This window comes from Arthrobacter sp. 05N429 (genome assembly GCF_056397045.1).
In genome coordinates, this window is the sequence record NZ_JBFTMQ010000002.1 from 316,187 (window position 1) to 338,641 (window position 22,455).

The 22,455-nt window shown below is 67.7% G+C and carries 23 protein-coding genes; 13 read left to right on the forward strand and 10 right to left on the reverse strand.

The window, feature by feature from the left end; translation table 11 throughout:
- Window positions 1-72: 72 nt before the first annotated feature.
- The gene (locus tag AC1DF4_RS05365) at window positions 73-690 is read left to right on the forward strand and encodes a DUF6919 domain-containing protein (RefSeq protein ID WP_476911901.1); all 618 of its coding nucleotides are present in this window, start codon (window positions 73-75) and stop codon (window positions 688-690) included.
- Here the strand turns inward: AC1DF4_RS05365 and AC1DF4_RS05370 are convergent.
- Window positions 687-989, reverse strand: a complete 303-nt coding sequence (locus tag AC1DF4_RS05370; RefSeq protein ID WP_441407183.1) for an antibiotic biosynthesis monooxygenase family protein — start codon at window positions 987-989, stop codon at window positions 687-689. The genes AC1DF4_RS05365 and AC1DF4_RS05370 overlap by 4 nt on opposite strands.
- 151 nt (window positions 990-1,140) lie before the next feature.
- Between AC1DF4_RS05370 and AC1DF4_RS05375 the strand changes: the two genes are divergently transcribed.
- Window positions 1,141-1,500, forward strand: a complete 360-nt coding sequence (locus AC1DF4_RS05375; protein ID WP_476911902.1) for a Cif family virulence factor — start codon at window positions 1,141-1,143, stop codon at window positions 1,498-1,500.
- Window positions 1,501-1,511: 11 nt separating this feature from the next.
- Window positions 1,512-2,768, forward strand: coding sequence for an N-acetylglucosamine-6-phosphate deacetylase (gene nagA / locus AC1DF4_RS05380; RefSeq protein WP_476911903.1), 1,257 nt, complete (start codon window positions 1,512-1,514; stop codon window positions 2,766-2,768).
- A 56-nt stretch (window positions 2,769-2,824) separates the two neighbouring features.
- Here the strand turns inward: nagA and AC1DF4_RS05385 are convergent, their stop codons facing one another.
- Together AC1DF4_RS05385 and AC1DF4_RS05390 are read right to left on the reverse strand one after the other, a co-directional pair.
- Window positions 2,825-4,096 carry an FAD-dependent oxidoreductase gene (locus tag AC1DF4_RS05385; protein ID WP_476911904.1) on the reverse strand — a complete coding sequence of 424 codons (1,272 nt, stop codon included), beginning with the start codon at window positions 4,094-4,096 and terminating at the stop codon, window positions 2,825-2,827.
- Window positions 4,089-5,435 carry an MFS transporter gene (locus tag AC1DF4_RS05390; protein WP_476911905.1) on the reverse strand — a complete coding sequence of 449 codons (1,347 nt, stop codon included), beginning with the start codon at window positions 5,433-5,435 and terminating at the stop codon, window positions 4,089-4,091. The genes AC1DF4_RS05385 and AC1DF4_RS05390 overlap by 8 nt, the downstream gene beginning before the upstream one ends.
- Window positions 5,436-5,484: 49 nt before the next feature.
- On the opposite strand from AC1DF4_RS05390, the gene AC1DF4_RS05395 reads away from it, so the two are divergent.
- The 4 genes from AC1DF4_RS05395 to AC1DF4_RS05410 all read left to right on the forward strand — a co-directional run bounded on the left by AC1DF4_RS05395 (window position 5,485) and on the right by AC1DF4_RS05410 (window position 9,137).
- Window positions 5,485-6,306, forward strand: coding sequence for an IclR family transcriptional regulator (locus AC1DF4_RS05395; protein ID WP_476911906.1), 822 nt, complete (start codon window positions 5,485-5,487; stop codon window positions 6,304-6,306).
- Between the two features lie 109 nt (window positions 6,307-6,415).
- The gene (locus tag AC1DF4_RS05400; protein WP_476911907.1) at window positions 6,416-7,549 is read left to right on the forward strand and encodes a cupin domain-containing protein; all 1,134 of its coding nucleotides are present in this window, start codon (window positions 6,416-6,418) and stop codon (window positions 7,547-7,549) included.
- Window positions 7,546-8,379, forward strand: a complete 834-nt coding sequence (locus AC1DF4_RS05405; protein ID WP_476911908.1) for a fumarylacetoacetate hydrolase family protein — start codon at window positions 7,546-7,548, stop codon at window positions 8,377-8,379. Before AC1DF4_RS05400 ends, AC1DF4_RS05405 begins: the two co-directional genes overlap by 4 nt.
- Window positions 8,379-9,137, forward strand: coding sequence for a maleylpyruvate isomerase family mycothiol-dependent enzyme (locus tag AC1DF4_RS05410; protein ID WP_476911909.1), 759 nt, complete (start codon window positions 8,379-8,381; stop codon window positions 9,135-9,137). Before AC1DF4_RS05405 ends, AC1DF4_RS05410 begins: the two co-directional genes overlap by 1 nt.
- A 104-nt stretch (window positions 9,138-9,241) precedes the next feature.
- Here AC1DF4_RS05410 and AC1DF4_RS05415 read toward each other — a convergent pair whose 3' ends face one another.
- Both AC1DF4_RS05415 and AC1DF4_RS05420 read right to left on the reverse strand, forming a co-directional pair.
- Window positions 9,242-10,699, reverse strand: a complete 1,458-nt coding sequence (locus AC1DF4_RS05415; RefSeq protein ID WP_476911910.1) for an MFS transporter — start codon at window positions 10,697-10,699, stop codon at window positions 9,242-9,244.
- An 89-nt stretch (window positions 10,700-10,788) separates the two neighbouring features.
- Complete coding sequence (locus AC1DF4_RS05420) at window positions 10,789-11,262, reverse strand: MarR family winged helix-turn-helix transcriptional regulator (RefSeq protein WP_476911911.1); 474 nt, start codon at window positions 11,260-11,262, stop codon at window positions 10,789-10,791.
- Window positions 11,263-11,418: 156 nt separating this feature from the next.
- Here AC1DF4_RS05420 and AC1DF4_RS05425 point away from each other — a divergent pair, with 156 nt between their 5' ends.
- The 5 genes from AC1DF4_RS05425 (at window position 11,419) to AC1DF4_RS05445 (ending at window position 16,018) form a co-directional block, all read left to right on the forward strand.
- A complete protein-coding gene (locus tag AC1DF4_RS05425; protein ID WP_476911912.1) occupies window positions 11,419-12,594 on the forward strand; it encodes a zinc-dependent alcohol dehydrogenase in 1,176 nt (391 codons plus the stop codon).
- Window positions 12,595-12,634: 40 nt separating this feature from the next.
- Complete coding sequence (locus AC1DF4_RS05430; protein WP_476911913.1) at window positions 12,635-12,868, forward strand: DUF6480 family protein; 234 nt, start codon at window positions 12,635-12,637, stop codon at window positions 12,866-12,868.
- A gap of 148 nt (window positions 12,869-13,016) precedes the next feature.
- Complete coding sequence (locus AC1DF4_RS05435; RefSeq protein ID WP_476911914.1) at window positions 13,017-13,826, forward strand: IclR family transcriptional regulator; 810 nt, start codon at window positions 13,017-13,019, stop codon at window positions 13,824-13,826.
- 59 nt (window positions 13,827-13,885) lie between these two features.
- Window positions 13,886-15,076 carry a 4-hydroxybenzoate 3-monooxygenase gene (locus AC1DF4_RS05440; RefSeq protein WP_476911915.1) on the forward strand — a complete coding sequence of 397 codons (1,191 nt, stop codon included), beginning with the start codon at window positions 13,886-13,888 and terminating at the stop codon, window positions 15,074-15,076.
- A gap of 126 nt (window positions 15,077-15,202) precedes the next feature.
- Entirely contained in the window at window positions 15,203-16,018 is an 816-nt protein-coding gene (locus tag AC1DF4_RS05445; protein WP_476911916.1) for a CPBP family intramembrane glutamic endopeptidase, read from the forward strand.
- Between the two features lie 38 nt (window positions 16,019-16,056).
- Here the strand turns inward: AC1DF4_RS05445 and AC1DF4_RS05450 are convergent, their stop codons facing one another.
- The 5 genes from AC1DF4_RS05450 to AC1DF4_RS05470 form a co-directional block, all read right to left on the reverse strand.
- Window positions 16,057-16,671 (reverse strand): TetR/AcrR family transcriptional regulator, encoded by a 615-nt coding sequence (locus tag AC1DF4_RS05450; protein WP_476911917.1) that lies wholly within the window; start codon window positions 16,669-16,671, stop codon window positions 16,057-16,059.
- Between the two features lie 106 nt (window positions 16,672-16,777).
- A complete protein-coding gene (locus AC1DF4_RS05455; protein WP_476911918.1) occupies window positions 16,778-17,992 on the reverse strand; it encodes an NAD(P)/FAD-dependent oxidoreductase in 1,215 nt (404 codons plus the stop codon).
- Complete coding sequence (locus AC1DF4_RS05460; protein WP_476911919.1) at window positions 17,989-18,183, reverse strand: ferredoxin; 195 nt, start codon at window positions 18,181-18,183, stop codon at window positions 17,989-17,991. The genes AC1DF4_RS05455 and AC1DF4_RS05460 overlap by 4 nt, the downstream gene beginning before the upstream one ends.
- Window positions 18,180-19,352, reverse strand: coding sequence for a cytochrome P450 (locus tag AC1DF4_RS05465; RefSeq protein ID WP_476911920.1), 1,173 nt, complete (start codon window positions 19,350-19,352; stop codon window positions 18,180-18,182). Before AC1DF4_RS05465 ends, AC1DF4_RS05460 begins: the two co-directional genes overlap by 4 nt.
- Before the next feature lie 45 nt (window positions 19,353-19,397).
- Window positions 19,398-21,119 (reverse strand): MFS transporter, encoded by a 1,722-nt coding sequence (locus AC1DF4_RS05470; protein WP_476911921.1) that lies wholly within the window; start codon window positions 21,117-21,119, stop codon window positions 19,398-19,400.
- Window positions 21,120-21,437: 318 nt separating this feature from the next.
- On the opposite strand from AC1DF4_RS05470, the gene AC1DF4_RS05475 reads away from it, so the two are divergent.
- On the forward strand, window positions 21,438-22,448 hold the full coding sequence (locus AC1DF4_RS05475) for a phosphotriesterase family protein (protein WP_476911922.1): 1,011 nt from the start codon (window positions 21,438-21,440) through the stop codon (window positions 22,446-22,448).
- The last annotated feature ends 7 nt before the right edge of the window (window positions 22,449-22,455 follow it).

Sequence of the window (22,455 nt, forward strand, 5' to 3'; positions counted from 1 at the left end):
CCGCCGGTTCTTTTGTTAAGGGTTGTGTACTGTCCTTCGCCGACCACCGCCGGGGAGGCGTAGCGTTCAAACATGGCAGAGGACAGATACACCACCGAGCGGGATTCCTTCGGCCGGCTTCTGGCAGACCGTGAGGTCTGGCGGCAGGCCGGAACGATCCCGGCGGCCGGCGAGCTCACCGCGCGCTGGCTGGAAGGCCGCAGCGAATACCAGCCGGGGACGTTCACCCCCGGTTTCGACGCCGAAACGAAGGTCATCGCCGGCGGGCTCGCGGAGCTGAACCGGAACAGCCTTTTCACCAAGGAATCGCAGCCCGGCGTCCTCGCCGATGGACATGCGCAGCGGGCCTACGTGACGGGCTTCTGCAGCGCGGAGTCGGCGTCGGCGCTCTTGGATCTGTCCACGCGGACCGGCCTGGTCACCGTGGCGCACGCTCCCGGGGAAACCAGCCAGGCTTCCATCCCCGTGACCCTGTGGGAGGACGCCGTGGTGACCGTCCTTGGCAGCAGCGAAGGCCCGGTCAGCGAGGAACAGCTCCGGGACTGGACCGAGGAGGCCAACGAAACCCTCGCCCTGCTGCTGGCCGAGTCCTGGTACGTGGAGGTGTTTGACCCGGTCTGGGGCCGGAACGTGCTCCTGCCCGCAGTGCTCGAGGCGTTGACGGTCGGGGAATCAGGCAGCCAGGGCTAATCCCCGCCGATGCCCGCGGCCTCGTCCAGGGTGTGCGGCTCGAAGTGCTCCAGCAGGTCCTTCATCGCCTCGATGCCCTGCGTGTACACCGCGGACGCCCGCCACTGCTCCACCTGTTCCAGGGATTCCCACGGTCCGGTGCTGATGAACCGGTTCCGGACGTCGTGGTCATGCATCAGCACGGCCTTCGCGTGCGGGAAGTCCTCCTGGGTCTTCCGGGCCAGATCCCGCCACGCCTGCACGAAATCATTCTCGCGGCCCGGGTGCACCAACCAGATTCCCAGCGTATAAACCGACACGTCGATCGCCTCCATAGTTTGAACAGGGGTGGATACGCCGATTATCGGACCGCCCGCCGGCCGGCCGGTAGGGCCGATTTACCCGATGACGTCCCGTCGCCGGGATCAAGAAGCCGGTGCGCGGGACTCGGGGAGTTTGTAGTCTGGGGCCATGACTGCGACCACTGGCAAGGTAGAAGAGTTTTTCGAGCGCTACACCGCAGCGCTGCTGGCGCGCGACGCCAAGGCGATCGCCGGCCTGTACGCGGTGCCTTCACTCATCCTCTTCCCCGGCACGTCGATTCCGGTCAGCGACTCCCGCCAGACGGAGGAGTTCTTCACTTCCGCCTTCAGCCAGTACGCCGGAGTGGACGACGTCGGCCGGCAGATCATCATCATGGGCGAGGCGCCGGGCACCGTCTGGGCCGACGTCACCTGGTCCTACAGCGGCCGGCAGCCTGAGCGCTTTTGTTACCAGCTCATCAAATCAACCGAGGGGTACCGGATCGCGGTGCTCACGCTGATTGCCTGAGGACTTTCCAGATGCCGGAATCCAGCGAAGCCGCTCCCGCCTACATCCTGCGCGGCGCCCTCCTCACGGACGGCGGCCGGTCCGCGGACTCCATCGTGGCCGTGACGGGCGGCCGGATCGCCTACGCGGGACCCAGCAGCGGCTATGACCCCACGCAATTCCCCGGCGCCGAGGAGCTCCCGCTGCCGCCCGGCAGCTCATTGCTGCCCGGACTCGTCGATCTCCACTGCCACGGCGCGGCTGGCGGCGGATTCCCGACCGGAGACGACCAGGCCTGCCGGGAGGCCGTGGACTTTCTCCACCGCCACGGGACCACCACGCTGCTGGCCAGCCTCGTCACCGCCCCGGCCGATGAGCTGCTGCGGGCACTCGGCGTCCTCAAAGCGTTGACCGCCGAGGGACTCATCGCCGGGATCCATTCCGAAGGCCCCTTCCTCTCCCGCGCCCGCTGCGGCGCGCAGAACCCCCGCTGGCTCCGGGACCCCGATCCTGAACTGCTGCGGGAAATGCTGGACACTGCCGGCGGTGCCCTGAGGACGGTGACCTACGCCCCCGAACTGCCGGGCGCCAGCGAGCTGGTCCGGATGCTCACCGGACACGGTGTCACGCCCTCGCTGGGCCACACCGACGCCGATGCGCGGACGGCTGCCGCCTCGCTGACGGAGGCCGCAGACTTCATCGGCAGCGCTGCGCGGGGATTCGGGCCGCGTGCCCGGCCGACGGTGACTCATTTGTTCAACGGCATGCCGCCGCTGCACCACCGGTCGCCGGGGCCGGCCGCGGCCTGCCTGCGACTGGCGGCGGCGGGGACCGCCGTCGTCGAGCTCATCGGCGACGGGGTCCACCTCGACCCGGAGACCGTCCGGATGGTGTTCGACCTGGCCGGCGCCGGAAACATCGCGCTGGTGACCGACTCCATGGCGGCAACCGGGCTGCCCGACGGCGACTACGCCCTGGGTCCGTCTGAGGTGGTGGTGCACGACGGCGTGGCCACCCTGAGCAGCAACGGCGCCCTCGCCGGCGGCACGGCGACGCTGCTGGAGGTTGTCCGCACCACCATTGCCGGCGGGGTGAGCCCCGCCGACGCCGTCCTGGCGGCAACCCTGGTCCCTGCCCGGGTCCTGGGCCTGGAGGCCGAGATCGGGGCGCTCCGGGCCGGGATGCGCGCCGACATCGTCGCCGTGGACCCGGATTTCGAGCTGGTGGCGGTCCTGCGCGCCGGCAAGATCCTGCCCGGCCCGCCAAACAAACAACGCGGGGTCACCTAGCGTCCATCCCAGACCTCGGGACGGGCGCCAGGTGACCCCGCGTTGTTCGGATCAGGTCAGGCGGAAACCCGGTCCGCCAGGGTGGAACGGGCCTCGCGGACTGCCGGGACGCCGTCGCCGTCCTGGCCGTACAGCCAGTCGTTGTACCGGAAGTCGTTGTCCTTCCTGCTCTTGAAGAGCAGGTTGCGCAGCGTCCGGGCCAGGCCGGAGACGTGCCAGGATTCGCCCCAGACGCGGGCGGTGCGCTGGACCCGGGCGGTGCGGCCGGCGCGGATGGTATTGAACTCCTTGATCGCACCGTCCCAGCCACCGGGGTTGACGCCGTCGGCGGTGAAGACGGTGCCCATGCTCGCGTCCTGCAGCACGGCGGCGTCCTCCAGCGCCTGGCAGGCGCCCTGGGCGAGGTACTGCAGCATCGGGTGCGCGGCGTCGCCCATCAGCACCATCCGGCCGGCGACCCAGTTTTCGATCGGGTCGCGGTCGTACATGGGCCAGCGGATGCCGGTGGCCAGGTTCTTCAGTGCTTCCTGGACGGCCGGGACGCAGTCCTTGTACGCGGCCTCCAGCTCGTCCACGCCGCCGTACTGCTCCTCGCCGCGCTCAAACGAGGCGGACTTGAAGACGGCCACGGTGTTCAGCAGCTCGCCCTTGCGCAGCGGGTACTGGACCAGGTGGCAGTCCGGGCCGAGGTAGACAATGACGTCCTCGAGGTCGGCCTTGGGGGTGTCCGCGGTGATCGGAACGGTGCCGCGGTACGCGACGTAGGCGGACGGCACCGGCTCGTCGGTGGCCACGAGCGGGCGGAGGGTGGACTTGAGCCCGTCGGCGCCGATCACGACGTCGGCCTCGTAGTCCACGCCGGCGGCGGTGTGGGCCACGCCGCGGCCGTTGACGGTTTCCACGCTTTCGACCATGACGTCATTGACCAGCTTGACGCCGGCCGCCTCGCAGCCCTCGAGCAGGACCCGGTGCAGGTCGCTGCGGTGGATCACGACGTACGGCGCGCCGTAGCGGTCCGCGAATTCCCCGTTGAGGGTCTGGCGGGTGAGCTCCTCCCCGCTGACGGCGTCGCGGAAGACCAGGTGCTTGGGCTGGACGCCGATTTCCAGCGCCTTCTCCAGCAGGCCCCAGCGCTTCAGCACGCGGGAGGCGTTGGGCGCCATCTGCAGCCCCGCGCCGACCTCGCCGAATTCGGGAGCCCGCTCCACCAGGGTGACGTTGGCGCCGTTTTCCCGCAGCGCGAGGGCCCCGGCCAGTCCGGCCATTCCCCCTCCGATGACGAGGACATCGGTGGACTGGTCACCGGTGGACTGGACGTGCTCAGACATTGCTTGCTCCTGTTGATAAGGGTGAGATTGAGGATTTTGACTTGAGTTTGAGGCCGACGGCGGCCAGCAGGACCGCGGCGATCGCGGCTGCCCCGGCGAAGGCGAGGAAATTGGAATTGACGCCCAGCCCGGCGGCCAGCAGGAGGCCTCCGACCTGGGGTGCGGCGACGGCGCCGATGCGGCCCGTCCCCAGCGCCCAGCCCAGCGCGGTGCCGCGCAGGTGGCCGGGGTAATGGCTCGCGACGGCGGCGATGATCAGGCACTGCGTGCCGTGCGTGCCGACGCCGGCGAGGACCAGCATGAGGTACACGACCGTGACCGGGGGTCCGGCGACCAGGACCATCAGCGCGCCGGCGGCGACGGCAGCCGCGGCGATGGCGGTCGGCACCGGGCCGAAGCGGGTGCCGGCCCAGGCCGTGATGACCGAACCGGCCACCGCACCGAGGTTCAGGGCCAGCGCGAACGTCAGGGCGGAACCCAGGTTGTAACCGGCAAGCTGCATGAGGTTGGGCAGCCAGGTGCCCAACCCGTACCAGGCGAAGAGCGTGGCGATCGTCGCCAGGGCGAACAGGATGCTGACCCCCAGGTACGGGGCGCGAAGGAGGGAGGAGAAGCCCGACGGCTCCTTGATCGTGTGGGCCTTGCCGGCGGCCTTGCGGGCGGCCTTGTCTGCGGCACTGGCCGGGGCCAGCGTCTCCGGCAGGTATTTGAGCCCCAGCGGCACCACGATCACCAGGGCCAGCCCGGCCACGAGGAACATGGACTCCCAGCCGAAGGCGGGGATCAGCTGGATGCCTACCAGGGCGGCGATGGATCCGCCGATCGGGACACCGGACATCATCAGGGTGGCGATGGTGGACCGCCATTTGGTCGGGACAAGTTCGGCAACGAGGGCGTTGGCCGAGGGCACCAGGCCGCCCAGCCCGATGCCGGCAAGGAGCCGAAGGGCGCCGAAGACGGCGGCATTGGGGGCGAAGGCGCAGAGGACGGTGAAGACCGAGAAGACGACGGCGCAGCCCAGGATGGTGCGGCGGCGGCCCCACGAGTCGGCCATGCGGCCGGCGAAGATCGCTCCGATCATCATGCCGACGAAGGCCATGGAACCGATGGTTCCGGCGGTGGCCTTCGTCAGGCCCCAGCCGGTCTCCGAGATCAGTGAGGACTGGACAGTGCCGTAGACGATCAGGTCGTAGCCGTCGAAGACCACCAGGAGCCAGCAGACGAAGACGGCGGCTGCCGAGCCTTTCGAGAACCGGGAGGCGGGCCCGTCGGCGGCAGTGGGTGCGGGAGCCCCTGGCGGGGACCGGTGCGGCGCTGCAGCGGAAGGTGTGTGATTCATGCCACTAACTGTCCTAGCCGCCGCAGGTGAACCACAATACAATTCTGATGTGCAGAACAAGCCAGCGTCCAAGTCGGCCCGGAAGCCCGTCCAGAAGCGGCCGACCTATTCCATCGAGGCGGTGGACAACGCGCTGCAGCTCCTGCAGCTGCTCCGCGACGGCGGGACGCTGCGGCTCAAGGACGCCGCCGAGGAGCTGGGCGTGGCCCCGTCCACCGCCCACCGCCTCCTGGCGATGCTGGTCTACCGGGGTTTCGCAGTGCAGGATGAAACCCGCCGCTACGTGCCGGGTCCGGCGATGGGCGTCGGGCCGGCCGGGCTGAGCTGGACCAGGCTGCTCCGCTCGCTGGCCCAGCCGCACATGGAACTGCTCTCCGCGCGGCTCAACGAGACCGTCAACCTCATGGTGCGGGTGGGGACAAAGGTGCGTTTCCTGGCCACCGTCGAGGGGAACAATGTGTTGCGGGTGGGTGACCGGCAGGGAACCGTGATGCCCGCCAACAGAACATCCGGGGGCAAGGCCATGCTCGCCGAACTGGAACCCGCGATGATCGACCAGCTCTTCCGCAGCAACAATGCCGAGATCGGCGGGGACACCATTCCGGCCGCGGAATATGCTGCGTTCCTGCGCGAGCTGGAGTCCATCCGCAGCAACGGCTTCGCCGCAAATTTCGAAGGCACGGAGGACGGTGTGAGCGCCCTTGGCATCGCTCTGCACAACCGGCACGGGCTCGTGGTGGGCGCGCTCAGTGTCGCCACCCCGGCGACCCGCTTCCGCAGGGTGTTCGACGCCGGGCTCGTCCCCGCACTGCGGGAAACCTGCCGGCAGCTGGAGATCGATATCGCGGCCAATCCGGCCGAGCCGGACTGACAGCCCGCCCAACGATTCTGTCCAGCAGAATATGTTGGGGATCACACTGCGCCGTCCGTAGAGTCGAACTACGCCAATGAACTGTTCTGACCCTACCGAGGAGGCCTCCGTGTCCATCAGCGCCGAGAACACGACTCACGAATCAGTGGCCGCCGGGCACACTGCCCCGGAGCCGACGCCCGAAGAAGCCGCCCAGCTTCAGGAGCTCTACCGGGATTTTGACCGCGAGAACCTGATCCCGCTGTGGACCGAGATCGCGGACCTCATGCCCATGGTCCCGACCCCCAAGGCGGTGCCCCACGTCTGGCGGTGGAGCGACCTGTATCCGCTGGCTGCCCGCGCCGGCGACCTGGTTCCGGTGGGCCGCGGCGGGGAACGCCGCGCCATCGCGCTGGCCAACCCGGGCCTGGGCAACACCCCGTACGCCACCCCCACGCTGTGGGCTGCGATCCAGTACCTCGGTGCCCGCGAGACCGCCCCGGAACACCGCCACTCCCAGAACGCGTTCCGCTTCGTGGTCGAGGGCGAAGGCGTCTGGACCGTGGTGAACGGCGACCCGGTACGGATGTCCCGCGGCGACTTCCTGCTGACCCCGGGCTGGAACTTCCACGGCCACCACAACGACACCGATGAGCCCATGGCCTGGATCGACGGTCTGGACATCCCGTTCGTGCACTACGCCGACGCCGGGTTCTTCGAGTTCGGCACGGAGCGCGTCACCGACGAGGCCACCCCGGACATCTCCCGGTCCGAGCGGCTCTGGGCGCACCCGGGCCTGCGTCCCCTCTCGGGCCTGGACGACACCACGAGCTCCCCGATCGCGGCCTACCGCTGGGAGCACACCGACCGCGCACTGGCCGAGCAGCTGCTGCTCGAGGACGAGGGCCACCCGGCCACCGTGTCCCAGGGCCACGCGGCCGTCCGCTTCACCAACCCCACCACCGGCGGCGACGTGATGCCGACCATCCGGGCCGAATTCCACCGCCTCCGCGCCGGCGCCTCCACCGAGGCCGTGCGCGAGGTCGGCTCCAGCGTCTGGCAGGTCTTCGAGGGCTCCGGCTCCGTGGTCCTGAACGGCGAAACCAGGACCCTGGAAAAGGGCGACCTCTTCGTCGTCCCGTCCTGGGCCCAGTGGTCACTGCAGGCGGAAACGGAGTTCGATCTCTTCCGCTTCAGCGACGCCCCCATTTTCGAACGGCTGAACTTCAACCGCACCTACATCGAAGGACGCAACAACAAATGAGACTCCTCACCCTCCGCACCTCTGTTGGGGACAAGACAGTAACCAAGGCCGTGCGCCAGGACGGCGACACCCTGACCGAGATCGACGGCTTCGCCGACGTCGGAGCGCTGCTCCGCTCGGAGGGCTGGGAAGCGACCGCGCAGAACGCGAACGGCGCCACCCACCCGCTCGAGGGCGCGGACCTCGACGCCGTGGTCCCCTCCCCCGGCAAGATCATCTGCGTGGGCCACAACTACCGCAACCACATCAAGGAAATGGGCCGGGAAGTCCCCGAGTTCCCCACCCTGTTCGCGAAGTACCAGGAATCCCTGATCGGCCCGAACGATGACCTGGCCCTGCCGCAGGAATCCGACACGGTCGACTGGGAGTCCGAACTCGCCGTCGTGATCGGCAAGAAGGGCCGCCGGATTTCCGAAGCCGACGCCGCCGGCCACATCGCCGGGTACGCCGTGCTCAACGACGTGTCCATGCGCGACTACCAGTTCCGCACCATCCAGTGGCTGCAGGGCAAGACCTGGGAGAAGTCCACCCCGTTCGGCCCGGCCCTGGTCACCAAGGACGAGTTCAGCGGCGGCCTCATGACCACCGCCGTCGACGGCGACATCCAGCAGCAGACCCCCACCAACGACGTCGTCTTCACCCCGGAGTTCCTGGTCTCCTACATCTCCACCATCATCACGCTGAACCCGGGCGACGTCATCGCCACCGGCACCCCGGGAGGCGTGGGCCACGCCCAGGACCCGAAGCGCTACCTGCAGGAAGGCCAGATCCTGGTCACCGCCATCGAGGGCCTGGGACAGCTGAAGAACCGCGTGGTCAAGGAAGCCTGATGGTTGCCCGCCACGACCAGACGACGGACCCGGAGCTCCTTGCAGCCCTGCTGCAGGCGCGCCGGGGCACGGCGTTCTTCGCCCGCAAGCTCAACGAGCTCAGTGACGCGGAGCTCGACGGCGACTCGCTGCTGCCGGGCTGGACCCGCCGCCACATCACGGCGCACATCGGCTACAACGCCCGGGCCATCGCCCGGCTCATCGAGTGGGCGGCCACCGGGGTGGAAACCCCGATGTACGCCTCCACCGACGTCCGGGACCACGAGATCGACTTCGGCGCCACGCTGAGCCCGATCGCGTTGCGGCACCTCTTCGACCACTCCGCCGTGCACCTGAACGTCGAATGGCGGGACCTGCCCGGGGACGCCTGGCACCACAAGGTGCGGACCATCCAAGGCCGCGAGGTGCCCGCCACGGAAACGGTCTGGATGCGCAGCCGCGAAGTCTGGATGCACGCCGTGGACCTGGCCAACGGCGCCGCCTTCACCGACATCCCGGCCCCCGTCCTGGAACGGCTCCTCAACGACATCACCGGCGCCTGGAAGACCCGCGGCACCGATCAGGGCCTTCTGGTCAAGGTAACCGACCGCGACCTCACGCTCGGGGACACGACGTCGGCGTCCCCCACCGTGGTCTCCGGACCGCTGGCGGCCGTCGTCGAATGGGCAGCAGGGCGGGGCCACGGCGGCGTCACCGCCTCCGCGCCGGGCACTGGCTCATCAAACGAGAGCGTTCCTGCCGCGCCCAAGTGGATCTGAGGCCAGCTCAACGATCGATAAAGCGGAGGCCCCTCCCCTGAACAGTTCAGGCGGAGGGGCCTCCGCTTTTGTGCTTGGTTGCCTCCGGACGGAGCAGCAGCCCGTCAGCCCAGGTGGACGACCGCCGCGTCGCCGTCGGTGCCGGTGAACGTGGCGGGGTCGATGTTGATGAGCAGCACCGCGATCGGGGCGATCAGGATCGCGACGCCCGCGGCCCACAGGAAGACCATGGCGTAGCCGGTCGAAAGCGCCGCAAGGGAAACGCCGCCGGCCGTGGCCGCTGCGGCGATGGTGCTGAACAGCGCGATGCCCAGGGACCCCCCGATCTGCTGCGAGGCGTTGACCAGGGCGCTGGCGACACCGGAGTCGTCCTTGTCCACGCCGAACAGGGCGAGGTTCTGCATCGGCACAAAGACCATGCCCAGGCCGATACCCATGAGCAGCAGCGCGGGCAGCATGTTGACGAGGTAGCTGCCCTCGGCGCTGACCCGGGAGAGCCAAAGCATCGCAGCCGCCAGAAAGACCGGGCCCACGGCCGTCGGGATCTTTGCCCCGAGTTTCGGCAGGTTCTTCGCCACGAGCCCCGCCGTGATGAGCACCGCTACCGTCATGGGCAGCGAAGCGAGGCCGGCGAGGAACGGTGCGAAGCCGAGGACTATCTGGATGTAGAAGTTGATGAAGAGGATGCCGCCGATGAGGACTGCGCCGGACAGGAACGAGGCCAGGAAGGCCGCACCGCGGTTCCGCTCGGTGGCCACGCGCAGCGGCAGTAGCGGGTGTTTGACCTTCCTCTCGACGGCGACGAACAGCACCATGAGCGCGGCGCCGGCGGCGATGAAACCCCAGGCTTCGGGGGCGTCCCAGCCATGCTCCGCGTTGGTGAAGCCGTACACGAGGGACCCCAGGCCGAGGGCGGCCAGGACAACGCCGGGCCAGTCGTACCTGGTGGATCCCTGGGCCTTGCTTTCGCTGACGAGGGACCATACGCCGGCGAGGGCGATGAGGGCGATCGGCACGTTCACGAAGAAGCACCAGCGCCAGCTCACGTGTTCCGTGAGGAACCCGCCCAGCAGGACGCCGGCGGCGGCACCGACGCCGGTGATGGAGCCGAAGATCGCAAACGCCGTGCCGCGGTCCCTTCCGCCCGGAAACGCGACCGTCAGGAGCGCAAGGGCGGCGGGGGCCAGCAGCGCCGCGAACACACCCTGCAGCGCTCGGGCGCCGATCAGTTCCCACGGCTGCTGCGCGATGCCGCCGGCCAGGGATGCGACGGCGAAGCCGACGGCGGCCACGATGAAGGTCCGCTTGCGGCCCCAGAAGTCGGCGATCCGGCCGCCGAGCAGCAGGAAGGCGCCGAAGGCCAGGGCGTAGGCCGTCACCACCCAGGAACGCGTCGAGTCACTGATGCCCATCTCGACCTGGAGCCGCGGCAGCGCCAGGTTCACGATGGTGCCGTCGAGCACCACCATGAACTGCGCGAGGGCCAGGAACACCAGCGCCCACCAGCGGCTTTTGGGCCTGCTCCCCTGCTGTGTGCCTGCTTTTGCCAACTGTGTTGCCACGCCTGTTTCCACCCTTCAAAGTAATAATACTTATGCAAGTATAACTACCGTCGATGGGCGCTCGGACGTGATTTGGGCGGGGAGATGCGCTACTCGGGCGCGGCGAGAAGCGCGGCGAGGCGCTGCAGGGCAGGCAGGCTGGCGGCGATCTGCTCGCGCTCTTCAGGCAGCAGGCGTGAACTCGCGGCGGCCAGCGCTTCTGCCCAGGCGCCCTCAAGGAGCGCTTTGATCCGCTGCGATTCCGGCGTGGGGTGGAGGGCGACGTAGCGCTTGTCGGCGGCGTCGCGGGTGCGCGTAACGAGGCCGGCGGCGACCAGTTCCCGAAGTTGGACACTGACGTTGCTGAACTGCCGGCCAAGCCTGGCGGCGACTTCCGCGACAGTGATGCCCGGGTGGCTTTCGATGACGCGAAGGATCTCCAGCACGCCGTTGGACAGCGGCCGGACGCCGGTGTCATTGAGCGATTTCCGGCGGATGTCGGCGGAAATGTCGATCACGGAGACGGCCAGGGAGCGGTGGTCCACAGCCTTCACCGGCCCCTCGTCTGCGCGAACACTTTCCATTCCATAAGCATAGGCGTCGGGCCGCCGGCAGGCCGATCGACAGCCCGCCAGCACTGTGCACCGCGCACCGGGCCGCCTTCCCATCGAAGCGCAGGCAGGCAATAATCAGATTGGTCAGCATACTTATTAATTCCAACAGCAACTGAAGGAGCGGGCATGAGGGCACTTACCTGGCAGGGAAAACGATCGGTCAGCGTGGAGGAGGTTCCGGATCCGGTAATCCAGGAACCAACGGACGTCATCGTGAAGATCACGTCATCGGCGATCTGCGGTTCCGACCTTCACCTGTACGAGGTGCTCGGGCCGTACATGAAGTCGGGCGACATCCTGGGCCACGAGCCCATGGGGGTTGTCCAGGAGGTGGGGTCCGGAGTCATGAACCTCAAGCCCGGCGACAGGGTGGTCATCCCGTTTAACATTTCCTGTGGCCACTGCTGGATGTGCAAACAGGGGTTGCAGTCCCAGTGCGAGACAACCCAGGTCCATGCGCACAACAGCGGGGCGAGCCTGTTCGGATTCTCCGAGCTCTACGGGTCGGTCCCCGGCGGCCAGGCAGAATACCTGCGCGTGCCCCACGCCGACTACGGGCCGATCAAGGTGGGGCAGGAACTGCCCGACGAGCGATACCTCTACCTTTCGGATATCCTTCCAACCGCCTGGCAGGGCGTGAAGTACGCCGACGTCCCCGTCGGCGGGACGCTGGCCGTCTTCGGCCTCGGACCGGTGGGGCAGTTCGCCAGCCGGGTGGGCCGGCACCTCGGCCACCGGGTCATCGCCGTCGAACCCGTTCCGGAACGCCGCCGCATGGCCGAGCGGCACGGAGTGGAAACGATCGATTTCACCAAGGACGTCGGTGACCAGCTTCGCGACATGACCGACGGAAGAGGCCCCGACGCGGTGGTCGACGCCGTCGGCATGGAAGCGCACAATTCGCCCGTCGGCGCCTTTGCACAGAACGCGGTGGGTCTCCTGCCCGACGCCCTGGCCAAGAAGGCCATGGAGACCGCGGGCGTCGACCGGATGACGGTCCTCCATGCCGCCATCGACTCCGTGCGCCGGGGTGGGACCGTCTCGCTGAGCGGAGTGTACGGCGGCACAGCCAGCCCCATGCCCCTGCTCACCATGTTCGACAAGCAGATCCAGCTTCGGATGGGCCAGTGCAACGTCCGCCGGTGGACGGACGAACTTCTCCCGCTCGTGGAAGATTCCGCCGACCCGCTTGGCGTCATGGACCTCAAAACCCACGAGATCTCCCTCGACGGCGCCGCAGCCGCCTATGAGATCTTCCAGAAAAAGGAAGACGGCTGCATCAAGGTGGTCCTGAAGCCATAGCCGGAAGATACCGCCAGAACGACCCACGAAAGGCAGAAGTATGAGCACCTATCATCCTGAAAATGACCCGGCCAATCCGGATCCGCCGAAGCAGGCGGACCGCGCAGAGCACCCGGGAGCGCGCGGCGACGGCGCGGCAGACCCGGCCTCCTCGGCCAACCCGGATCCGCTCAGCGGGAAGATCACCGGGCTGGAACCCGGCGGAGGAGTACCGCCGGGAGAGACCCCGCCGGCCGAGGACCAGATGAGCCGCGACCAGGGGCACGAGGAATAAACCAGTCAGTCGGGTTCGGGCGCGGCGGCAGTTGCCGCAGAAATACGCGGAATGCCGCTCCCGGCCCGGCGCAGGGCCCCCGGAGAGCCCAGAGAGCCGTCCGGGCACGTAGAGTGGCAGCAGGATCCATTCAACGGAAGTGATGGCCATGGCTAATTCAGGCACCGGCGATTCGGTGGTGGACCGTGTGGTCCGGGTGATCGCAGCGTTCCCGGAGGGGGTCACCGTGTTGTCCCTCTCCGAGCTTGCGGACCGGGCCGACCTGCCACTGAGCACGGCCCACCGGCTGGTCCGACAGCTTGCCGGCCACGGGCTCTTGGAGCTGAGCAGCGGCGGGTCGGTCCGGCTGGGCCTGCGCCTGTGGGAGCTGGTCAACCGGAATTCGCCCACCCTGGCCCTCCGCCAGGCTGCCATGCCTTTTATGGAGGACATCCAGCAGGTGCTCAACCAGAACGTGAACCTCGCCGTGCTGGAGGGCGGGGAGGCGCTGTTCGTCGAGCGGCTGTCGCGCCGCGGATCTGTGGCGAACCGGGCCCGGGTGGCGGGCCGGATGCCGGTGCACCTGTCCTCCGTCGGGCTGGCACTGATGGCCAACCAGCCGCCCGCCGTGCAGACAAAGTACGTGCGGGAATTCCACGATCCCGCCGGGAAGGTGCAGCCGGAGGAAATCCGCGCCCTGCTGGACGAGGCGGCCGGCATGGGCTTCGCGCAGCTGGCCGGCGTCGTGGATCCGGACACGTGGGGCATTGCTGTACCGGTGCGCGACGCGGGAAACCGGACTGTGGCGGCGCTCGGCGCCGTCGTTCCCCTGCGGGAGATGCGGCTCCAGGCGCTGGTTCCGGCCCTGCAGACCGCCGCCCGCGGAATTGGTCGGCAACTGCAGAATCCGGAACCTGGCATGTATTCCATTCAACGGAATCCGAGTAACGCACCTCACGTGGCCGGGCGCACACTGTAGCAAGCACCCACCCGGCCGGCCGCCCCGCAGTCCGGCACCGCAATGAAGCGAGGACACCCATGGCAAGCCGCAAGATCATCACCACCCAGGTCGCCATCATCGGCGCCGGCCCGGCAGGCCTGATGCTCTCGCACCTGCTGGCCAAGCAGGGCATCGAATCCACCGTGATCGAGATCCGCAGCCACCGGGAAATCTCCGAAACCGTCCGCGCGGGCATCCTGGAACATGGCTCCGTGAACCTGCTCGTGGACAGCGGCGTCTCGGACCGGGTACTGCGCGACGGCGACCGCCACGACGGAATCGAACTGCGCTTCAACGGGGAGAGCCACCGGATCGACTTCCAGGACCTCGTCGGCGAGTCCGTCTGGCTCTACCCCCAGACCGATGTGTTCCTCGACCTCGCCGCACGGCGCCGGGCCGACGGCGGCGACGTGCGCTACAGCGTAACCGGCACCACCATCCACGACCTCGAAGGCAAGCCGAAAGTCTGGTTCACCGACGCCGACGGCGTGGACTGGGAGCTCCAGGCGGACTTCATCGCCGGCGCCGACGGCTCGCGCAGCCACAGCCGCTTCCAGATCCCCGAAGCCCAGCGCAAGTGGTACTTCCACGAATATCCCTTCGCCTGGTTCGGGATCCTGGCCGAGGCCCCGCGCAGCTCAGAGGAACTGATCTACGCCAACTCCGGGAACGGCTTTGCGCTGATCAGCCAGCGGACCGAAACCGTCCAGCGGATGTACTTCCAGTGCGACCCGGACGAGGACGTCGCCAACTGGAGCGAGGACCGGATCTGGGACACCTTCCGCAGCCGAGTCAACGGCAACGGCTTCGAACTCAAGGAGGGCCCGGTCATCGACAAAACCGTCCTGAAGTTCCGCAGCTTCGTGCACACCCCGATGCGCCACGGCAAGCTGTTCCTCGCCGGCGACGCGGCCCACACCGTCCCGCCGACCGGGGCCAAGGGCCTGAACCTGGCCCTGCACGACGTCAAGGTCCTCTTTGAGGGCCTCGACAGCTTCTACAAAACCGGAAACACCGCACTCCTGGATGCCTACAGCCACAACGCACTGGACCGGGTCTGGAAGGCCCAGCAGTTCTCCTACTGGATGACCTCCATGCTCCACACCCCGGCCGACGGCGACGACTTCGCCCGCGCCCGCCAGCTCGGCGAACTCAAGTCGGTGGTGTCATCCCGCCACGGCCGCGCCTACCTCGCCGAGGCCTACACCGGCTGGCCCGGCGCGCACTGACATTTCTTGCGGTAGTTCCTGAGCCGGAACTGAGCCCGGCAAGGGATGGGACAGGCGACGGCGGCACCCCACGTGCGCTTTCCGGCGAACGATGCGTGCCGTCGTCGGCACTGACATGCTGGTGGGGTGCAATCGATCTCGACGGACGCTCCACGCACCGCGCTCAGCTGGAAGCTGGTGCCGGCGGCGCTTGTCTCGGTGTCCGGCGTGGTGCTGTTTGGGGCAGAAAATCACCTTGGCTACGGAATTCTTGCCATGGGCCTGGTCACTGCGGCTTTCATCGACCGCGCGTTGCTGCGGCACCTTGCGCTGGTCGCGGCGGGCATGGTCATCATCAGCGCGGTGCCGCTGAACGCTGACTTGAGCACGCAGCACATCGTCCTCATGGGCGGCGCCCTCGCCTTGGCCGTACTCGTGCCGTGGCTGGTATCGCGGTTCGTCTACGGCGAGAGAATCATCCGGTTTCCGGTGAAAACCGGCCGGAAATGGCCGCTGATCGCAAAGCTGTACCTGGCCGGCGTCGTACTGCTCGGCTACTTCATTCTGCCCGCGTACCTGATCCGCACCGGGGTCTACCAAAACTGGCCGGACGCAACCGACCCGGCCATCTTTTGGCGGCTCTTTCTCGGAGTGAACGCTGTCGGCATCTGGGACGAGCTGTTCTTCATCTGCACTGCGTTCACGCTGCTGCGGCAACACTTTCCGGACTGGCTGGCCAACATCCTGCAGGCCGTGATCTTTTCGTCATTCCTGTGGGAGATCGGCTACCAGTCGTGGGGGCCGCTGCTGACGTTCCCGTTTGCGCTGCTGCAGGGCTACACGTTTAAGCTGACGAAGTCCCTCACCTACGTTGTGGCTGTGCACCTGACGTTCGACTTCGTCCTGCTCCTCGCGCTGGTCCACGCACACAACCGCGACTGGCTGCCGATCTTCCTGTACTGAGCACGCGCCGGACGGCAAGGACTACGGGTGGCTCACTCTTAGCCTTCGTCGCAGAGCAGGTGGTACCAGCTGTCGGCGAGCACTTCGAGCGCATGGTCGCGGTTGGGCTCGAGTTTGCGTCGCGTCCAAAGCGTGGCGACGTAGTCGAGCTGGGTGAACGCAAGTGTTCCTCGAATGTGGTGCGTTTCCTGCGGGAAGCGGCCGGCCAGCTGCATGCCGCGGACGATGTCGGAGATGACCTCCTCATGCCACCCGCGGACCAACGCCCGCACCTCGCGGTCGACGGCGGCAGCCTCGTCGAGCACGTCGAGGTAAGGGCGGAAGACCGGCCAGAGCGCAGCACGCGACTCGAGCCAGGCAAGGATCCCTTCCAGCTCGCCGCCACGGACCACGTCGACGAGCCCGGCGGCGGTGGTCGCCAGGCCGGGGCCATCCGCGCGGTCGAGCACGGCGTTCACGCGCGCCATGAAGTCCCTCATCAGGTCAGCGCGCGTGGGGTAGTGCGCATAGAACGTCGCCCGGGTTGTCCCGGCCGCCACAGCGATCTCGTCGATCGTCGTCGCAGCGTAGCCCTTCTCGGTGAAGAGCTCGAGCGCGCGGTCGATGATCATGTCACGGGTCAGCTGCTTCTGGGCCTCTCGCAGTGACGACATGAGCCAATCCTATCCATGGTGTGCGGTAGTTGCCCGGCGGAGGAGCAAAGATGCGCTACGGCAAGCGGCCTGACACGCTGTAAAGCAAGCTGCGCGCAGCCGCGCATCAGACGGTCACGGGCGCTGCCGGGCGGAGCGCTCCCGGCCCGGCGTCGGCCAGTCGGCGCAGTTTGGGGATGGGGATCCTGTAGTTGACCGCAGCGGCGGTTCCGGAGCCGTCCTGGTTCTCCCAGCGCAGGAGCACCGACTCCGGGCCGTTGCCCGGCTCGCAGTGGTCGGGGGCGCCGGCCACGGGGGTGAAGCCGACCGACTTGAGCGACAGGCCGAAGCCCTCCGTCCAGAAGTACGGCTGGAAGTTGAGTTCGGGCGCCGCGTCGCCTTGGAGCAGGCCGACGGCAGCGACCTTGGCTTGGTCGATGGCGCTGGTCCACAGGGGCACGCGTTGCAGCCCGCGGTTCGTCGGGAAGAACGCCACGTCGCCGGCTGCCACAATCTCCGGCCGGAGCCGGCCTCGGGTGTCCACCCGCAGCGAGCCGTCGACCAGGAGCCTGGAGCCGGCCAGCCAGTCGATGTTTGGCTCGTCGCCGATGGCCGTGACGACGAGATCCGCTTCGAGTTCGGTGCCGTCGGCCAAGACAACTTTGGACCCGGCACCGTGATCGACCAAGCGGGCCTTGCCGCCGCGGACCACCCGGAGTCCGCGGCGGAGGGCGGCGGAGGTGAAGAGCCCGGCCAGATGGTCACCCAACTGGCGGGACAGCGGCTTGGCGTCGGCGACGAGGGTGACCTCGCTGCCCATGTGCAGGCATCCGGACGCGACCTCCATGCCGAGCGGTCCGCCGCCAATCACGATGACCGTGGGGCGCGACGCGACGCGTTCCTTGAGGAGTACCGCATCCTCGATGGTGCGCAGGGTGAGCTCCCGGGGCGGGCCGTCCCCCTGCGTTCCTCCTGGCCCGGGTCCCGCGGCGAGGCGCTTCGCCCGGGATCCGGAGGCGATGACAAGGCCGTCATACGGCAGCTCACCGCCCCCGTCGAGGCGGACCAGGCGGGCGTCGACGTCGAGACCCGTGGCGCTGATCCCGAGCAGCTCGGCCGCGTTGTGGCTCGGCTCGGGCAACTCATGAGCCTGGAGATCGTCGACGCCGCCCCCATTAACACCGTGCAGCAGCGCCTTCGACAGGGCCGGGCGACTGTAGGGGTGGTGGCGCTCTGCGCCGACCACCGTGAGCTCACCGTCGAAGCCGGCCGAGCGCAGCGAGTCGCAGGCGGTGAGCCCTGCGATGCCGTTGCCGACCACCACTATCCTGCGCATCGTCATGCCGCGGTCAACCGCAGCGCGGCAACCGGGCAGACCCTGACCGCCGCCTTGGCGGCATCAAGCCGGGACCCGTCGACCTCGGGCACATCGATGACCAGTTCGCCGTCGTCATCCAGGTGCATGAGTGCAGGTGCCGCTTCCTCGCAGAGACCGTGCCCCTCGCAGCGCGGACGGTCCAGTTCGATCCTCATGCTGCCACCACCTTTGCGACCTGCAGCGACTCGAGGCTCCGCGTGATGTTGCTGGGTTCGCGGACCTCGTCGCAGATGGTCAGCGTTTTCACCCTGCGGGCAAGTGCCTCGATGACCGCATGCGCTTCAAGCTTTGCCAGACCCTGGCCGGCGCAGCCGTGAGGTCCATAGCCGAAGGCGAGGTGGTCCACCGGGTTGCGGAGCACATCAAAAGTTTCGGGGTTCTCGTAGTGCCGCGGGTCGCGGTTGCCGGCGCCAAAGAGGATGCCCACCTGGGCGCCTGCAGGAATGGTGACGCCGTCGATTTCAACATCACGCGTTGCTTTGCGGCCCCAGACGTGGATCGGTGCCCAGTAGCGCAGCACTTCGGCGAAAGCTGCGGGGACGAGTTCCGGGTTCTCCCGGACCAGCTTGAACTGCTCGGGGTGATGGCCGAACAGGGCGATGATGTTCCCGATGGAGGCGATGGTCGTGTCGACACCCGCCCCCAGGTACTGGTGGATGATGTGCCCTGCGGAGCCTTCGGGGATTTCGCCGCGGGTCTCGGCGTCGAAGATTCCGCGGCCGATTGAGCCGGGGGTGAGGTCCTCGGCGGTGACCGTGGAGCACCAGCCGTAGAGCTCGCCGGCGATCGGGAAGCTCTCCTGGGTGCGCTGGTTCAGCGGGCCGATGACCTGCATCGCGGCCTGGCCCCAGCGCAGCATGTTGTCCTTGACGTGTCCGCTGAAGCCAATGAGGTCGGCCACGATTTCGATCGGAAAGGCGCGGGCCAGCGAATCGATGGCCTCGAAGCTGCCGCTGGCGGCGAGCTCGGCGACGAGCTTGTCCGCCTTCTCGTCGATGGTGACTTTCAGGCCGCGGAGGGCGCGGGGGGTGAGGTTCTGGGACAGCGTGGCGCGGAGCTGCGTGTGAGTGGGCGGGTCGGAGGCCAGCGAGGTGCCCTGCAGCGCCTCGTTCACCATGGGGTTGAAACCGATGCTGGTGGACGAGAAGGTTTCCGGGTCCCCCAGTGCTTCGCGGATGGCGTCGTAACGCGTCAGGACGTACAGGTCGTTTTTTGGCAGATGGACGACGGCGGCCTGCTCGCGCAGCGCGGCGTAGGTGGGGTACGGGTCGATGAGGATGTCGTCGTTCCAGATGTCGATGTCTGATTCGATGGGTGCAGTCACGGTGTTCTCCTTGCGGGTGGTTGGGGTCGGGACGCGCCGTCAGTCTTAGACGGCAGCCTCGACGTTCGTCTCAGTCGTATCCGCGACGGCAACGGACGTGGGTGCCGAAGACCGTGCGGAGATGAAGAGGGTAAGAATGGCGGAGAGGACCGCCGCGATGCCCGCGGTGAGGTACACAGCCTGGAACCCCTGGCCCAGCGAGGTCCCTGCCACGCCCTGGATCTGCGGTTGTGCGGCGTTGAGGGCCTGGACCATGCCGTCGACGGCAGGAGCGGGTGCGCCGCCGGCCACTGCCTGACCGGTGAACTGGGCGATGACGCCGTCCCAGCCGGCGAGGAAGCCCAGCGGCGGCACGTTCGCCAGCCCGCTGACGGCCTCTGCGGGCAGTCCCGCCCCGCCGAGGATCCCGGCAAGGGGACCCGCGAAGGCCGTCGCTCCGATGCCGAAGGCGATGGCTGAGCCGACAACGGGGCCGAGGGCGAAGCCGAGGTCGCGAAGGAGGTTCGTCGTCGCCGAGGCCATGCCGATCTGCTGGGGCGGGACGGTGTTGATGGCAACAGCCGTGACGGAGCCGACCGTAAGGGCGAATCCGATGCCGAGCACGAGAAGCGGCGGGATGAAGGCCGTCCATGGGGTGCCGCCGAAGGCCTCCGGAGTGCCGAGGGCGAATGTCGAGAGCCAGAAACCGGAGACGGCCATGAGTGCGAAACCCGCGGTGAGGACCCAGCGCGGGGCCACGTGGTGGATAAGCCATCCCACCATCGGGATGAAGGCGAATGCGGGACCCTGGATGAAGACGAAGAGCACACCGATCTTCCAGGTCTCGGCGAGGGCGAGGCCGCTGACGGCGACGCTCGTGCTGAAGCAGATCGCGAGGAAGGCGAACATGCCCGTGACCGCCACTACGCCGGTGATTGAGTAGGCGCTGTTCTTGAACAGGGACAGGTGGATCAGCGGCTGCGCGGTGCGTGATTCGATGACGACGAAGGCGACCAGCAGGATTCCGCCGGCTACGTAGCTTGCAATCACCTGGGCGCTGCCGAAGCCGGCATCCACCGCTGTCACAGTGGCGTAGAGGACGGCGATAAGGCCGAGCGCGAGCGTAATCTGGCCGGGCAGGTCCAGTTTGCGCCCCTCCGCCGCCGCCGAGTCCTTCGCCCGGAGCGCGACGATGAGAACCAGCACGGCGATGGCGGCCGCAACCAGGTAGGCCGCCCGCCAGCCGCTGAACGCGTTCGGTGCGCCCGGAGCAACACCCGGCACGGTGAAGAACTGCGCCGTGAACCCGGCGAGCACTGGGGAGATCACCGCGCCGAGGGACAGGAATCCTGCCCACGTGGCGATGACCTTCGCCCGTGCGCGGTGGTCCGGCGTGATCGCCGCGATCATGGACAGCGAAATGGGGAACAGGATGCCGGCCCCGATGCCGCCAACCGCCTGCGCGAAGATCATCAATTCGGTGGTCTGCGCCAGCGCGGCCAGCACGGAGCCGACAACGCTTACAGCAGCGCCGACGTAGAGCAACTTCTTGCGCCCGAAAACATCACCCAGGAGGCCCCAGCTGAGCTCAAACACAACGATGCCCATCAGGAACATGCCTGCAATCCAGGTCAGGCCAGCCCCCGAGGTGTGGAATTCCACAGCAAACGTGCCGCTGAGGGCTCCTGGCAGGGCGTTGGTGATTTGGGCCAGCGTGACCGCGCTGTAGGCGGCTACGAAGGTGGCGCGTACCGAGCCTCGGCTCGACACCTTAAAGGTTTGACTCATCGATGAAACTCCTTTGTTTCCGGTCGATCCTCCGGCGTTTCGCCAGGGCTGGTGCCCCATCGGGACTAGCCCCGGGCTGAGCCGGAGGTGGATGTGGCGTTCAACACATTGTGGCCATTATATTTACAGAGTGTCAAGAGTATTAACGAACTGTTGGATATATAGCCGACATGAAGCTCCATGAATGTACGTCACGTATATTTGCTTGACACTCTGTATAGAAATATGTGACGCTGGCTACACAGCAACGGGGCGACGCCGGCACGGTCAAGCTCCGCGGCCCCCTGCATTCGGCACCGATCTTCAAGGGAGAAGCCAGTGAGTTCCACCCCACCCGTCGCCACCGGTGATACGTTCCACCCCCCGACCCAACAAACCGTCAATACGGTCCTTGGGCCCATCCCAGCTTCTGAATTGGGTGTGGTTGCCGTCCACGAGGCGCTGCTGTCGGTGGTTCCCGGGGCCCAGTACGCCCCGGACATCTCCATGGACCGGGCGGAGATCTTCGAGATCCTGGCCGGAAAGCTGACGGGCTTCCGCGAGCACGGCGGGCAAACGATTGTGGACAGCACGGGCATGTTCCACGGCCGCGACGTGAAACTGTACGAGGCGCTGTCGCGCTCTACCGGCGTGCACATCGTCGCGTCGACGGGCATGGGCCCGGAGGAAATGCTCGGCGGCTACTTCCTGACGCCGCAGACCAACCCGCCGACGCCGTGGCCCGCCGAGAGGTTCGCCGAACTCTTCAGCAGGGAAGTCACCGAGGGCATGGTGGTTCCCCGTGTTGAGCGGCGTGGCGCCGCCGGGCTGGTGGCCACCACGGCCGACCGGGCCGGCATGACCCCGACAGAGGAGAGCCTGTTCCGCGGTGCGGCCAGGACAGCCGTGAAGACCGGCGTCCCGGTGTCTATCCGGTTTGGTGCCGACGCGCGGCACGATCTCGATATCGTCCTGGCCGAAGAGCTCCAGGCCGACCGTGTGCTCGTCGGCGGCCTGGACCGCAAGGACGCCGACGGCGCTGCCCTCGAGGTGGCTCGCCGCGGAGCGTTCGTCGGAATCGACCACGTGGGCCTGAACGACCACGCGGACTACCTCACCGACCATGAGCGGGCCGAACTGGTGCTCAAGCTCGTTGCGGCCGGCCATGCGGACAAGATCATCCTTTCGGGCAACTCGATCGGCGTGGCCAAGGGGCAGCCCGACTACGACTTGCCGTTCAGCCACGTCATGTCCACGTTCGCCCCCTTCCTCAAGGCCCAAGGCCTGAACGACGAGGACGCCCGGCGCATCCTCGTGGACAACCCGCGCAACCTGCTGACCGTGCGCTAAGCACCCG